Origin of the sequence: Brucella sp. H1_1004 (assembly GCF_047308065.1) — a bacterium.
GTDB classification, from domain to species: Bacteria; Pseudomonadota; Alphaproteobacteria; order Rhizobiales; family Rhizobiaceae; genus Brucella; species Brucella pseudogrignonensis_B.
The window spans coordinates 239,052-253,462 of sequence record NZ_JAYKZA010000001.1; the positions used below are offsets into that span (position 1 = coordinate 239,052).

A 14,411-nucleotide genomic window follows, 5' to 3' on the forward strand; every position below is an offset into this window, starting at 1 on the left:
CTGTTGGGGTTGCAGAATTAACTGCTTCTTATCGATTTTCTGCGGCATGAAAGCGGGTTTGCCATCAATGATGTTCTTCTGTATGCCCATGACGTCGGCAGCGACATCGTGTGCGGGCACGGCAGCGGACGGACGCTCTCTATGGAAAGCTACGGAAGTCTGACAGTTAGCGATCGGCACCGCGTAAGTCGATTTGAGGTCAAAAGCTGATGTTTAGAGACGCTAAAATGGGGCGGCAGTCATGTGAGCTCAAATAGTCCGAAATTGCTGCTCATTGTTTTGCATTTTGCGGCTAACCCATTGATTCATAACCGGCGAAAAACGCATCATTTTGCAAAATAATGCCTATTTATCAATAGATTGGCTGGGACTCTGACTCCGTTAGTCCTGGTTCGAATCCAGGTTCCCCAGCCATTTGATTTCATTACGTTTTTTCCGATTTTTAGTATGATTTTTTTGCTATTTTCGTTTGTAAACTGTGCAAACTAATACCTCATGAAACGTATAACTGACTGTTTTTGTTATCGTTTAATCTCGGAACAACGGTACGCTGTCCAAAGCCCTAATCGGACAATTGCAAACCATTAGTTATTGAACCGATCCTCTGCTTACTTAAAGAAAGTATGCGCCTACGCCCGCTTCTCTGAGTGATCGTATTCGACTATCGGATCATTCATGATTTACCGGGTTTTTGCTTTTGGTCGAATGACGCTCGCGCCGTACGAAAGTTATCGACGTTTTCAACGATCCAGGTCCAAAGTGGAACCATCCGAACTAGCAGTTCCAGTCCAGTATCGGATAACGAATATTCGACGTGAGGGACGACTTCTTCAAAGTCATGACGCAACACAAGCCCGTCGCGCTCTAGGTGTCGGAGAGTCCGCGTTAACATGCGTTGTGTGATGCCGTGCATGCGTCGTCCGATCTCCGTATGGCGAAGTTGACCATAAACGCCAAGTGTATGAATTATGCCGAGCGACCATCGATTACCAGCGTGTGAGAGGACTTCTCTTCTCAGTCCGTCATCATCATCACGGAGTCCGTCGCAAACTCGCTGAGAGTATTTGAGAATATCCTCACGACTTAACGTTTTGATCGCAGTATCACGCATGTACCCTTCTTTCAGACTTACAGATGAGATGCCAAATGAAAGCGGCAAGCAATCATACTGGAGTTTAAACTATGAATAATACAAAGTCCGCCGTGAAGTCCCGGAATATTCTTGTGCTGGGTGCCGGTGAACTCGGCATGCCGGTTCTGCGGAACTTAGCACGTCGCGCGAAGACCATCAGCGGAACTAAGGTTAGCGTATTGCTGCGCGCCAGCGCGGTCGAATCAGTCTCCCCAACCAAGCAGCGCGACATCAATGAACTACGCGGCTTGGGCGTCGAAGTCGTAGTTGGGGATCTTGTAAACAGCTCCATAGATGAGTTAGCAACTGTATTCTCGCGCTATGACACAGTAATCGGTTGTGCAGGTTACGCGGCGGGCATCGATACCCCAATGAAACTCGCTAAGGCCGCGCTACAGTCCGGCATCCCACGCTATTTTCCTTGGCAATTTGGGGTCGATTTCGAGGCTATCGGCCGTGGCGGTCCGCAGGACATCTTCGATGCGCAACTCGATGTAAGAGAGCTACTTCGCTCACAGGACAAGACCGAATGGGTGATCATCTCCACCGGTATGTTTATGAGCTATCTGTTCGAGCCTGAGTTTGGCGTCGTTGATCTTAAAATCAATGCAGTCCATGCACTTGGCAGCATCGATTCTGCCGTAACGTTGACGACACCTGAAGACATCGGTGTACTTACCGCCGAGATCGTCTTCTTCGAACCGACCATCCGTAACGAAATCGTGTTTCTTGCTGGCGACACCGTCACCTACGGTGAAGTCGCAGACAAACTTGAGGCGACACTGGGACGCTCTTTCAGCCGATCAGAATGGACTGTACCATTTTTGATGGAAGAACTTGCAAACGATCCCCAAAACATGATGCGCAAGTATCGGGCGGCTTTTGCAATGGGCCGAGGAGTGGCCTGGGACAAGGCGGACACGTTCAACCATCTACACAAAATTCCGGTCACCGACGTCTCGGCACTCATAGATGCCAATCTGAGAGCCGGTCATCTTAGCCAATAATTACTGGATCAGGGCATAGCTTGCCAGACACAGGCTATGCCTTGTTACAACACTAAGTCGCTTCTTGGTGGTTTGCATATCGCAGCTAACCCATTGAATCACAAGGGGCTTTAAATGCACCATTTTGCAAAATAGTTATTATATATCAATAGATTGGTTAGGATTCTGACTCCGTTAGTCCTGGTTCGAATCCAGGTTCCCCAGCCAATTGATTTCATTAGGTTTTTTCTCGTTTTGATCGGTTTTCTGCCAGTCTTTGGTTTGTAAACTGTGCAAACTGCGATTTCTTAAGAAGACTAAGCCACTGTTTCTATTATCGTTTAACTCCAGAACAACGGTAAACTTTCCAAACCTCTCTGCATCATGGGCTGGATGCCAAAGCACTTTTATGTTGCATTATTTGATCGATCTGCCCGTGACTGAAAAGAAGTGGATTGCTGACGTTCGGCTTTTTGGTTTGTTAAATGACTGTCAGGCGGCGGTTCTCGCCGCCTGACGCACCATTAGCCGATTAGGCGTAAACGGGCATTTTCGAAAGCGTAGCCGTCATCATCGCGATCACGACGTGACAACTCCTCAAAGCCGAGTCTGGTGTAGAAATTTACGGCCTGCTGATTGTCGGTGTAAACCTCAAGCTCAAGTTCACCTTTACGGTTGAGAGCATGTGAGATGAGCTGACGACCGATACCAAGCCCTTGCTGGGCTGGAGAAACGAAGATTCCTCCGATGAACGTATCAAGCAGACTTATAAAGCCGCTGGGCTCCTCGTCAACGCACGCCACCCAGGTCTCGGCATTAGGCAAATACTGATCTTCGATCAGCGTTCGTTGCTCAAGCAAGCGCTGTTCGCCAATAAAAGGATGAGCCAACAGGGACGCGTCTAGCCAAATACGCGATAGCTTTTTCAAGTCATCTTCCGGCGCATAGGGCCGGATTACAACGTCATGGTTCTTCATAATAATTCCAAGAAAAGATATGCAAAAGGGTCCGGCACCCAAATGTTAGTGCCAGGTGAAGCCGCAAATTGCGGTCGAAATCACAAGCCTCTGCGCATAAATCTCCTTCTGCTATTTGCCCGCTTTTAGGCCGCTGCCAATACTCTGTCAACGACAGACATGGGATCGAAAGCTGACGTTCAATCGACCCAACTTAACCTGGCATTTAGACGTTAACCAAACGTAAGAAATTGCTGAAAATTAGTTTGCATTTCGCAGCTAACCCATTGACTCATAAGGGACGTTAAACGCATAATTTTGAAAAATAGTTATTATATATCAATAGATTGGCTAGGACTCTGACTCCGTTAGTCCTGGTTCGAATCCAGGTTCCCCAGCCACTTTCCTTGTTATAATTCAACAACTTAGCTTCATGTCGCCAGTGCTGGGAATACCCCCACACTGCACCCCCACAAGGTGCCTTTGGCGATGTCGAACTTCCTGCGGCGCGAAGCCGATTCCTTCTTCTTCCGGCGGCGCGTTCCCGCTCCTCTTCAAGCTCGCCTTGGCCAGACTGAGATATACCGGTCCTTAAAGACCTCCGTGCGACGAACAGCCAGAGCGCGAGCAGCGCTCCTTTTCGTAGGCACAGAGAGGTTGTTCCGAATGCTGGAAGAAGAAGACGATGAATTCCCGTTGAAGGATGACGACATCCGGGTAGCCGTTCGCAGTTGGCTGGATACGAGCGCCTGTAAGTAGCGCCTCAAGATCATGGATGACATGTCACCCAGAGGCCTCCGGGCATACCATGAATCCTTGCCGAACACGGTCCTCAGCATGAGTGCGGATGACGGCGTCTCTTATGGCGACAATCTCAGTCAGGAAGCGAACGCAGCACTGGACCATTCAGAATACTTCGACGTTCGAAGTGGAGACCGTCTTCAAAGGACGGCGGCAGCGCTTCAGGATCAACTACGTGAATATGTCGATCGCCGTATGCAGGCTGTGTTCGGGCAGGAAACCGTTGCCGCTACTTCCGTGCAGACCGTAGCGGCACCAGCGGCGGCGCCGGAACTAGCCGCAAACATGACGAAGCTCTCCAGCTACATCAAGGATTGGCAGAAGGATATCATGGCCAGATACAATCACAGCAAGGGACTCGACGACGAAACCACGGATCAGTATCTCAAGACCGTGCAGATGTTAATCGCGCTGATGGGCGACCTTCCTGTCGGAAATATCACATTCGACACAGCCGCCGAGTTTCGGGAGCTTGTTCTTCAGATTCCGGCAGCCCACGGAAAGGGTCGACGGAGTCTCCCAAAAAGGAACTGGCTCGCGCCAAGGCCGACAAGACCTTGCCCGCGTAACCATGAAGACTGTGAAGCGCCACTTTTCGGGGGGTAACTCGATCTGGAAATGGCTCATCTACAAGAGACACATCCCTGCGACGATTCAGCCGTTTTCGGGGCATTCATTCCCAAATACGAAATCGAAGAAGTCCGCGCGCGATGACTGGTCACGCGAACACCTGCAACGACTCTTCACCTCCCGCGAATACCGTGACGCACCTGGTTCCAGCGCCCTCCACTGGCTGCCGCTCATCTCCCTTCACTCCGGGATGAGATTAGAGGAGATATGCCGTCTGCGCCCGGCAATCGACGTCATCCTCAAGGACGGCTTGCCGTGCTTCGACATCAACGCCCGCGAAGGCTGGAACCCGAAGACCAAGCCAGGAACCCGCCTCATCCCCATACATTGATGGCTGATCCGGCACGGGTTCATGAACTTCATAACGCAGCAGCGCGCCAGAGACGCGGAGCATCTGTTCTCCCCAGAACTGAAGCTGCACAAGGGCAAGATCAGCTCGAGATTTAACCGCGAGTTCTCTAAACCCAAGATCGACCTTGGCGTCGGTTCAAAGACCTCTTTCCATTCCTTACGGCACACCTTTAGAATGGACTTCCCCTTCAAAAGTGGAGGGCTTCTGTTAGATAAAACTGACAGGAGACTTAGAATTGAAGCAGCGCGAATTTACAGAAGATTTCAAACGGGAAGCCGTTCGTATTTTAACGACGAGTGGTCGAAGCATTTCATCGGTTGCGGACGACCTTGGCATTGGCAAATCAACACTTGACCGCTGGCGTCGCAATTTTGCTGAGAAGGATCTGCTTTCTGGTCCGCATGAGGACATGAGCGAGGAACTTGCCCGGCTTCGTAAGGAAAATGAACTCCTGCGACAGGAACGTGACCTACTAAAAAAAGCGACGGCCTTCTTCGCTCGGGAGACAAGTCGATGAAGTTTGCGTTCATCGACACGGAGAAGGCTCATATGTCTCTGTCACGGCTGTGCGCTTTCGCAGGCGTCAGTATCAGCGGTTATTATGCATGGAAGCATCGTTTGCCCAGTCGTCGTCAGCTCGACGATATGATCATCCTGGCGCATATTCGTAATCAGTTTGAGCTGTCACGTGAAACTTATGGCAGCCCTCGAATGCATGTCGAACTGAACGAAGAAGGTATTCGAGCAGGACGTCACCGCACGGCGCGACTGATGCGTGAAAACGGCCTTAAAGCCCGGCAGAAAACTCGCTTCAAACGCACGACCGACAGCAATCATGGTGAGCCCGTCGCTCCCAATCTTCTGGATCAGGACTTCACTTGTGATGGGCCTAATCAAAAATGGGGTGTCGATATCAGTTACATATGGACGGCAGAAGGCTGGCTATATCTGGCAATCGTTGTCGATCTTTATTCGCGTCGCATCATCGGCTGGGAAGCACGCGATAGGATGAAGAAGGATCTGGCGATCAGTGCTTTGAAGAAAGCCATTGCAATCCGTCAACCAAAGCCGGGGCTGATCCAGCACTCGGACAGAGGAAGCCAGTATGCCAGTTATGAGTATCGCAAAATCCTCACAGCTCACAAAATGCTTCCATCCATGAGCGGCAAAGGAAATTGCTATGACAATGCAATGGTGGAAACCGTCTTCAAAACGATCAAGTCGGAACTGATCTGGCGCACTGTGTTCTACACACGTAAGGATGCAATCAAAGCCATTGGCGAATACATTGACGGCTTCTATAATCCTGTGCGCAGACATTCTGCACTCGGATACAAATCACCGATGCAGTTCGAGATGATAAACCGTAAATTAGTGACAGAACCCCTCCACTAAATAAGGGCAAGTCCATTTTTCCTGCCCTTCGGATCGAGCCACGTGTCTCGATCCGATCCGTTTTGCGGACCGGGGAAAAAATAATCGCGGAACCTTGTCGCTCAATGACAGTCCCATGAGCCGCTCAGGACGGCTTTGCCTGCGGCATCCCCCTTGAGGGGCATGCCTCCCATGAGGATGACGGCCCATGCGACAGTCACCCCCTGCCTAGCCGTCGTGCCCATCTGAATCACGTTAACGACTTCGACGCCCTGTTTCCGGGAACCCGGAAATCATTTCCGATCTCCCTGGGGTCGACTCCTGAATTTTTCTATAAAATTCACGTTTTCAATGCTTTAGGGCTATCCGGATGAAAACGACGACCACTACAGTTCGCGGTCTAGCAATTGATGTCCTTGTCATCGAGACACAGCAGCAGACAGCTTCCAGGGAGGTGCTTTAGAACGTCGCCACGATCCTCGTCCAGAACCGCCGGACTGGGGATCGGCGCCTCGTCCGGCGCACCCGCGTTCCCGGCTCAGGTAGGGAACTGGCAAAGGTCGTGCAGCAGCGCGGCGTTCAAGCATTGAAAGCACTCTCAGCAGCACGAGCGTCAACAGAAAGGACACAGACATGACGAACAACATAACGATCGACGAGTGGACCGGCGACATATCATTCTCGGCAGAAGCGACGGTGAAGAATGGCCGCTTCCTGTCTCTCTTCACCGCACCGTTGCCGGGGTGCGCGTGGGATAGATGGGTTTACACAGTAGACACAAAGATGGAAGACGACGACGATAACTTGAGGCCCGTCGCCATGGGCATCTCCATACAGCAAGGAGGCGGCGATTGCCGACGCCGAGGTGTTGATTGCCGCTGAGAAGTGCCCCGGTGGGGGTGCGGACAAAAACTTGGACTATCATGGAGGTAGTTCATGTATTCCTACGAAGACCGGATGCGAGCCGTTACGCTTTATATCAAGCTGGGCAAGCGTGCGAAGGCCACTATTCGCCAGTTGGGCTATCCAAGCAAGAATGCTTTGAAGGGCTGGTGCCGGGAATATGAGCACCATCTTGAACTGCGTTTAGGATTTGCACCTCGAGCCCCAAAGTTTACACAGGCGCAGAAGGAAGCGGCTGTTGAGCACTACCGCACGCATGGTCGTTGTGTTTCTGCAACGATGCGTGCTTTGGGCTATCCCGGTCGTGCAACGTTGACAGCATGGGTTCGGGAGGCGTTCCCTGAAGCTCAAAAATCTACAGTTGGTAGGGCTGCTCCTCCACGATATCCGGCGACGTTGAAGAAGACTGGCGTCGTCGGACTTTATAATCGGCAAGAAAGTGCGCAGTCCCTTGCTGAAAAGCTCGGCGTATGCAGACCGACACTGTATAACTGGAAAAACCAGTTACTTGGTCCGGAGGCTCCTGCAATCATGAAACGTAAGAACAACTCGCCGCCAGTGCCAGAGCGAGAAGAATTAGAACGTCAGCTCGCAACACTGCAGCACGATATTCAGAAACTGCAGCTTGAGCACGACCTTTTGAAGAAAGCGAATGAAATTCTAAAAAAAGATCTGGGCGTCGATCTGCAACTCCTGAGTAATCGGGAGAAAACGCTGTTGGTTGACGCCCTAAAAGATCTTTATCAACTCTCCCATCTGCTTGCTCAGTTGCGACTGGCGCGCAGTTCATATTTTTATCATCGAGCCCGTATGAGGGTGACCGACAAGTACCTCACTATACGTCAGAACATCACCGAAATCTTCGAAGCCAACCGTCGATGCTATGGCTACCGCAGGCTGCAGGCGTCATTGGCCAAACAATGCGTTACAATCTCGGAGAAGGTTGTGCAGCGCTTGATGAAGCAGGAGAACCTGATCGTTGCCACGCCAAAGCGGCGTCGATACCGCTCTTATCTTGGAGAAATCAGTCCGGCACCCGAGAACCTTATTAATCGCGACTTCCAGGCCTCAGCCCCAAATGAGAAATGGCTGACCGATATCACGGAGTTCCATATCCCGGCTGGCAAAGTGTATCTCTCACCCATCATCGACTGTTTCGATGGTTTGGTTATCAGCTGGTCTATCGGAACGAGACCAGATGCGGAATTGGTCAATATGATGCTTGATGCCGCCATAGAAACTGTGACCGGCGCAGATAAGCGGCCAATAGTGCATTCTGATCGGGGTGCACACTATCGCTGGCCGGGTTGGCTATCGAGGATTAGTGATGCGAAGCTGGTGCGCTCAATGTCCCGCAAGGCGTGCTCCCCAGATAACGCCGCATGCGAAGGTTTCTTTGGCAGGCTAAAAACGGAGTTCTTTTATCCCAGCGATTGGAGGAACACCACACTCGAGCATTTTATCAATGAAGTTGATGGCTACATTCGGTGGTACAACGAGAAACGGATCAAGATATCGCTTGGCGCACGAAGCCCAATCGAATATCGAAACTGTCTTGGCATTGTGACGTAAAACCAGTCCAAGTTTTTATCCGCACCCCCGGTTTGGGGCACTTCTCAGCGGCAATCAACACCCGGTGACAAAAATGAAATGTTCGATCCCCGCTTCGCGTGCTTCATCGACCACATATTGGATGACGGGCTTGTCAACGACCGTCAGCATTTCTTTCGGAACGGATTTGGTGGCGGGCTGGAAACAGGTGCCAAGTCCTGCGACTGGAAAGACGGCTTTACGTATTTTACGGATCGAACTCATTCCTATCCTCGATTTTTTACGCCTGATGGTTGTTGGTGGGTGTCTTAACAGGGGATGGTTTATATCCCAATAGGATATTTGATCGATATAGTGATGTATATGGGCTATAGCCCTTTGGAATAGCTTAGAATAGCTCCTTAATTTCCCGGCGAAATGGGGTCCACTCCATTCCATAGGTATGCAAGATAACTCCGAGCAAAATCAAGGATGATTGTTTCTCTTTGGGGCATGGGCCATTGAGTGCCGACGCAATTGATCCGAGGATGCACTCTGTGCTTAATCAGAAATCGCCCCTATCGCTTTGGATAGGTGTCGACTGAGTTCGTTGAATTAGTAGTGAGCATACAATATTAGGGACGAGTTGATGGTGTGTGTAACAGCAAATGAGGCTTTGGTAGGTTAATATGAATTTCGATAATTATGATCTAATCATCGTTGGGGCGGGGTTCTTCGGAGCAACCATTGCTGAGCGAGTTGCGAATGAGTTGGGACGAAAAGTTCTGATTATTGACAGGCGCGCGCACATAGGAGGCAACGCATATAGTGAAAATGACGCAGAGACAGGCATTGAAGTTCATAAATATGGTGCCCATCTTTTCCATACTCCTAATAAGATTGTCTGGGATTATTTAAATAATTTTACCAAGTTCACTGATTACAAGCATCGTGTATACACATCTTACAAAGACCAAGTTTATTCGATGCCAATTAACCTTGGCACGATCAGCCAATTTTTTGGACGGCGGATGTCACCTGATGAAGCGCAGCAGCTCGTTTTGGAGCAATCGCGTGAACTAGGTGATAAAAAGGCTGAGAACCTTGAAGAAAAGGCCATATCTCTAATTGGTCGACCCCTCTATGAGGCGTTCATTCGTGGTTATACAGCTAAACAGTGGCAAACTGACCCTCGTGAATTACCCGAGCATATTATTACACGTCTTCCTGTGCGCTATAATTATGACAACCGGTATTTCAATGACGCTTACGAGGGGCTTCCAGTTGATGGCTATACGGCAATCTTCGAGAGGATGCTTTCTCATCCATTAATTCATATTCAGACGAGTATGGATTATTTTAATGTAAAGAGTCAAATTCCGGCAGGAAAGCTAGTTGTCTTTACGGGTCCAGTCGATAGATTCTTTCATTATAAGGCAGGCGAACTTGGCTGGCGCACGATTGATTTTGAACCAGAAGTTGTACAGACAGGTGATTTTCAGGGTACAGCTGTCATGAATTATGCTGACCAGAGTATCCCGTACACTCGAATTCTTGAATTCAGGCATTTTAATCCCGAGCGTAACTATCAGAAAGAAAAAACAATCATCGTTCGTGAGTATTCTCGCTTCGCCCAGCGTGGAGACGAGCCTTATTATCCTATCGATACGCAGAAAGACAAAAAGACCTACCTCGCTTATAAAGAAATGGCGGATGCTGAAAAAGACCTCATTTTTGGTGGACGTCTTGGTACTTATCGCTATCTGGACATGCATCAGGCGATTGGTGCGGCACTAAAGTGCTTTGATAACGAAGTTAAGTCCAAATTGACTTGATGATGGAAGACTGCACAAGCGCCTTACGGATTGGAAGTCGGATTCCGCAACGGTTAAATAGTTTGATTTCTTACTGGGCGTTACTATTATGAATAAAGCTAAGGCAGCCGTGGACGCTGTGGTTGTGACATATAACCGGCTTGAGAAGTTGTGTGAATGCCTAGAAGCTTTAAGTAGGCAGACTACGGAGGTTCGTCACATCCACGTCGTCGATAACAACTCAACCGATGGTACACGCGAATGGCTTAAAGCGAATAGTCAACGTCTTAATCTTATTCTGCATCTGCTCGATTATAATAGTGGAGGAGCTGGCGGGTTTAATATAGGTATCCGCGCTGCCACAAAGATGGATGCTGATTGGGTATGGGTAATGGACGACGATGTTGTTCCAGAGCCTAGCTGTTTGCAGTCCGCCATGGAAAGCCCCTTTTTCATCCAGCATCAAGCCGGCTATCGAACAGTAGGCTTTTTATCAAGCCGGGTAGAGTGGATTGACGGCAGTTTATGTGTGATGAATATTCCTGTTGCGAAGTGGCCATGGAACAGCACATTTCGGGAGATGCCCTCATCCCTTCCGTGCGTATCATGTTCGTTTGTTTCGTGTTTTATAAGCCGGGAAGCTATTCAAAAAGTTGGTCTTCCGGTGAAGGAGTTTTTCATCTGGCATGATGATACGGAATATACTCGCAGAGTCTCGGAGCATTTCGACTGCTTCTATGTTGATACCAGCGTAGTGACACATGTTACCCCACGAAATACGCTTCCAACCTACAGCGAGATTTCTAAGCATAATATATGGAAGTATAAGTATGATATAAGAAATGTTGCTGCAGTTGAGGCTCGCGCGGGTAGGAAAGCAGATAAACTAATCTCGCTTCGTTACGTTTTGAAAAATTCATGGGCGGCTTTTACGGCGACGAAAAGCGCGACAGTGTATCTAGTACTATTATACAATGGAATTAGCGGAATCTTTTGGAACTATAAAAGACACATAGAGTTCTTATAATGGCCTTTCTGACCAGAAATAACTTTGGTGACCGAAGTCGGAGTGTCAAGTGAATATTCTTTTTCTGATACTAGGACACAGCCAATTGCGTTCAGTTGTGAAGCTCACGGAGAATTTGATTCAGGGAGCTAACAACAATTACGTTGCAATTCATTATGATGCAAACTCTTCATTGCATGATTTTTCTCTTATTAGGAGTCAATTGCAGCAGAGGAATAGAGTCCATCTAGTTGATAACAGAATTAAATGCCGTTGGGGCAGTTTCAGTTTAGTTGAGGCGGTTGTTGCTAGTCTCAATGAACTAGAGACGCGTTATGGTCTGCAATCTTATGATTACATTTTTCTTCTAAGTGAGACCTGTCTTCCTAATCGCCCACTGCACCAGTTATATCGCTATCTCTTGGAGAATAAAGGAACACAGTTTATCGAAGTCGCCGACGAGAGGTGGGTTAAAGATGGACTCCGCTCTGAGAGATATAAGTTCTATTTTCCTTTCTCCCCATCGAAAGAGAATTCATTCTTACAAAAAAATTTAGTTAGACTTCAAAGATTTAGTGGAATTAAGCGAAGAGTTCCACAGGGTTTGGATATTCGATTTGGATCCCAGTGGTGGGCATTAACAGGAGAAATGTGCAGGGGCATTATTGATTATTTGAACGATAATCCGAAGCTGGCTACATTCTTCAGAAAAACGTATATTCCAGACGAAATGGTGTTTCCGACTTTGGTTAATCATCTGGATAAGGCACAATCCATTGCCGGTTTTAATCTTACAGCTTATCAGTTCGACGATAACGGTAAGCCAACCATGTATGGGAATAGCGATATTGAGAAGATCATGAATCTAAAGAGCTTTTTCTTTCGAAAGGCTTCGCCAGGTGCAGAAATATTGAGGGAAGCTTGTTTCGCAGTGGCCCTAGGTAAAGATGACGGTCGCGATCTTAGTATCATGTCATTTTCAAAGCCAAACTCTTTTGTATCCGGTGATTAATAATGGGATTCCGAGAGTTTCTCCATTGGTTTTCGGTTAAGTGTCCGAGCCTGACGTTCCTTTTTCAACCATTTCGTCGGCCAGCGAGAATGCTGGTTCGAAAAATACATTATCGGCATATTCTAATTGCGAGCAATTCCACGCAACTAGAATTCATTCAAGCTGCTGAAACGGACGGGAGTGGAAAAACTGTTGCGCTGATGAGTGTTCGAAATGAAATGGATCGATTGTCTGCGTGTTTGGAATATCACAGGTATTTAGGTATAGAGGAGTTCTGTATCGTCGATAATGGATCAACAGATGGTAGTTTTGAGTTCCTCAAAGCCCAGCGCGATGTCAATCTATATCGTACGAACGAAAGTTATAAGAAATCTTACTATGGTATAACGTGGATTAATGCCCTTTTTCATAAGCATGCAAAAGGCAGATGGGCTCTCTTTATAGATGCTGATGAATTTCTGTATTTAAGTCGTGAAGAATATAAAATAGATCAATACGTTGATTTTCTATCAGAGCATGGCCAGTCATATTTGTACGCTCCAATGATTGATTTGTATTCGTTTGATGATGAAAAAATAAAGGCGGTCAAGGCACAGGGTGATTTGGAGCTTGCTCTCAGGGAATCCATGCACGATGTTGACGGTTATGAGTCGGGCCGTATATTAAACAATGGATTTCTATCTCTACAAGGAGGTCCTAGAGGCCGGATTGCTAAAATGACTGGTAGCGCGCAGCCTCTTCTCGTGAAATTTCCTTTAGTTCGGTATGATGATCGCCGTTATTTTACAGCATCGTCTCATGAATTTATGCCGGATTCGCACGAAACTCATATGGAACAAGGATGGCTAATTCATCTTAAATTAGGAACGCAGGTAGCTCGTCGTCATAGTGACCCGGTAATTGAGCGTGAACATTATGGTGCTGGCGGCGAAAGAGCGTATCTCAATAGCTTGCAGGGTGTTCCTAGAGATGCCACTGCACAACATTTCGATGGCTTAAAAACGCTGGCCAGCTTGCATGGCAAAATTGTGGCAGGCGGCAGACAATGAGTTTTTCTGTTCTTATGTCCATATATCGCCATGAGAAGCCTGATTATCTGGACCGTAGTCTTAAGAGTATATGGTCTGACCAACAGCTAAAGCCTGACGAGATTGTATTGGTTCTCGACGGACCAATCACTGACCAATTACAGGCCGTGGTGAGCAAGTGGAAAAGATATATAGGCCAAGAACTAAGAATAGTTCCACTGAAAGAGAATGTCGGGTTGGGGGGAGCTTTGCGTGCAGGACTTGATGCCTGCTCATATGACTTTGTTGCTCGCATGGATGCAGATGATATAGCATTGGGCTCACGCTTTCAAAGGCAAATCGATTTCTTGATGAGAAACCCTCATATAGATATAGTAGGATCCTGCGCCGATCTCATCGATGCTGACGGAAAACAGATTGGAAGGCGGAATGTTCCTATCTATAATGCTGAGATAACGCAGTTGGTTTGGTCGTGCCCAATAATACATCCAACAGTTATGTATAGACGTCCACGAATTCTTAATGCAGGATCATATGATGCGCAAATTGCACATCGACAAGAGGACTACGATTTATGGATTCGCGCAGCCCGCAAAGGCCTTATTTTCCACAATTTATCGGAATCTCTAATCTTCTATAGGGTGAGCGCAGAAGAAAGGAATAATTGGCGGGTCGGATGGAATCGCTTGAGAATTGGTTGGTCTGCCGTCAGCGAATTTGATCGCCGACTCATATCTTACCTAGGTGTTATTTATCCTTTACTCAGAGGTATAACCCCCAAGCATCTCCGTAACTATGTTATAAAAACTTCCCAATTTTTTGATCCACGTCAATAGAGTTTAATTCAATTATCTTTAAGCTACCTTACAGTCTTGGAATTAGCGACT

General features: G+C 48.0%; 14 protein-coding genes and 1 pseudogene. 11 read left to right on the top strand and 4 right to left on the bottom strand.

The genetic code is table 11. From position 1 onward, the window contains the following. Nucleotides 1–673 precede the first annotated feature (673 nt). Nucleotides 674–1,111 (bottom strand): winged helix-turn-helix transcriptional regulator, encoded by a 438-nt coding sequence (locus U2P60_RS01220; RefSeq protein WP_413570905.1) that lies wholly within the window; start codon nt 1,109–1,111, stop codon nt 674–676. A gap of 71 nt (nt 1,112–1,182) precedes the next feature. On the opposite strand from U2P60_RS01220, the gene U2P60_RS01225 reads away from it, so the two are divergent. Further along, nucleotides 1,183–2,139 carry an aromatic alcohol reductase gene (locus U2P60_RS01225; RefSeq protein WP_413570906.1) on the top strand — a complete coding sequence of 319 codons (957 nt, stop codon included), beginning with the start codon at nt 1,183–1,185 and terminating at the stop codon, nt 2,137–2,139. Nucleotides 2,140–2,642: 503 nt separating this feature from the next. Here U2P60_RS01225 and U2P60_RS01230 read toward each other — a convergent pair. Beyond that, entirely contained in the window at nt 2,643–3,095 is a 453-nt protein-coding gene (locus U2P60_RS01230) for a GNAT family N-acetyltransferase (protein ID WP_413570907.1), read from the bottom strand. 468 nt (nt 3,096–3,563) lie between these two features. On the opposite strand from U2P60_RS01230, the gene U2P60_RS01235 reads away from it, so the two are divergent. Together U2P60_RS01235 and U2P60_RS01240 are read left to right on the top strand one after the other, a co-directional pair. Continuing rightward, nucleotides 3,564–3,833 (top strand): DUF6538 domain-containing protein, encoded by a 270-nt coding sequence (locus U2P60_RS01235; RefSeq protein WP_413570908.1) that lies wholly within the window; start codon nt 3,564–3,566, stop codon nt 3,831–3,833. Nucleotides 3,834–3,911: 78 nt separating this feature from the next. Continuing rightward, entirely contained in the window at nt 3,912–4,481 is a 570-nt protein-coding gene (locus U2P60_RS01240; protein ID WP_413570909.1) for a hypothetical protein, read from the top strand. Between the two features lie 220 nt (nt 4,482–4,701). Here the strand turns inward: U2P60_RS01240 and U2P60_RS01245 are convergent, their stop codons facing one another. Beyond that, complete coding sequence (locus U2P60_RS01245; protein WP_413570910.1) at nt 4,702–4,899, bottom strand: hypothetical protein; 198 nt, start codon at nt 4,897–4,899, stop codon at nt 4,702–4,704. Between the two features lie 193 nt (nt 4,900–5,092). Here U2P60_RS01245 and U2P60_RS01250 point away from each other — a divergent pair. From U2P60_RS01250 to U2P60_RS01260, 3 genes are all read left to right on the top strand, one after another. Continuing rightward, nucleotides 5,093–6,252 (top strand): IS3 family transposase gene (locus U2P60_RS01250; RefSeq protein WP_413570911.1). Its coding sequence is split into 2 segments (ribosomal slippage): nt 5,093–5,354 and nt 5,354–6,252, totalling 1,161 coding nucleotides; the frame shifts between segments, so codons are not numbered across the junction. Between the two features lie 612 nt (nt 6,253–6,864). Continuing rightward, nucleotides 6,865–7,113, top strand: coding sequence for a hypothetical protein (locus U2P60_RS01255; RefSeq protein ID WP_413570912.1), 249 nt, complete (start codon nt 6,865–6,867; stop codon nt 7,111–7,113). A gap of 54 nt (nt 7,114–7,167) precedes the next feature. Beyond that, a complete protein-coding gene (locus U2P60_RS01260) occupies nt 7,168–8,706 on the top strand; it encodes an IS3 family transposase (RefSeq protein WP_413570913.1) in 1,539 nt (512 codons plus the stop codon). A gap of 60 nt (nt 8,707–8,766) precedes the next feature. Here the strand turns inward: U2P60_RS01260 and U2P60_RS01265 are convergent. Further along, nucleotides 8,767–8,949, bottom strand: a pseudogene (locus U2P60_RS01265) (sugar phosphate nucleotidyltransferase); the annotation flags it as partial. A gap of 404 nt (nt 8,950–9,353) precedes the next feature. On the opposite strand from U2P60_RS01265, the gene glf reads away from it, so the two are divergent. From glf to U2P60_RS01290, 5 genes are all read left to right on the top strand, one after another. Continuing rightward, a complete protein-coding gene (gene glf / locus U2P60_RS01270) occupies nt 9,354–10,499 on the top strand; it encodes a UDP-galactopyranose mutase (RefSeq protein ID WP_413570914.1) in 1,146 nt (381 codons plus the stop codon). A gap of 88 nt (nt 10,500–10,587) precedes the next feature. Next, nucleotides 10,588–11,505, top strand: coding sequence for a glycosyltransferase family 2 protein (locus U2P60_RS01275; RefSeq protein ID WP_413570915.1), 918 nt, complete (start codon nt 10,588–10,590; stop codon nt 11,503–11,505). Nucleotides 11,506–11,554: 49 nt separating this feature from the next. Next, complete coding sequence (locus tag U2P60_RS01280) at nt 11,555–12,496, top strand: beta-1,6-N-acetylglucosaminyltransferase (protein WP_413570916.1); 942 nt, start codon at nt 11,555–11,557, stop codon at nt 12,494–12,496. Between the two features lie 89 nt (nt 12,497–12,585). Next, the gene (locus tag U2P60_RS01285; protein WP_413570917.1) at nt 12,586–13,545 is read left to right on the top strand and encodes a glycosyltransferase family 2 protein; all 960 of its coding nucleotides are present in this window, start codon (nt 12,586–12,588) and stop codon (nt 13,543–13,545) included. Beyond that, complete coding sequence (locus tag U2P60_RS01290; protein WP_413570918.1) at nt 13,542–14,360, top strand: glycosyltransferase; 819 nt, start codon at nt 13,542–13,544, stop codon at nt 14,358–14,360. Before U2P60_RS01285 ends, U2P60_RS01290 begins: the two co-directional genes overlap by 4 nt. The last annotated feature ends 51 nt before the right edge of the window (nt 14,361–14,411 follow it).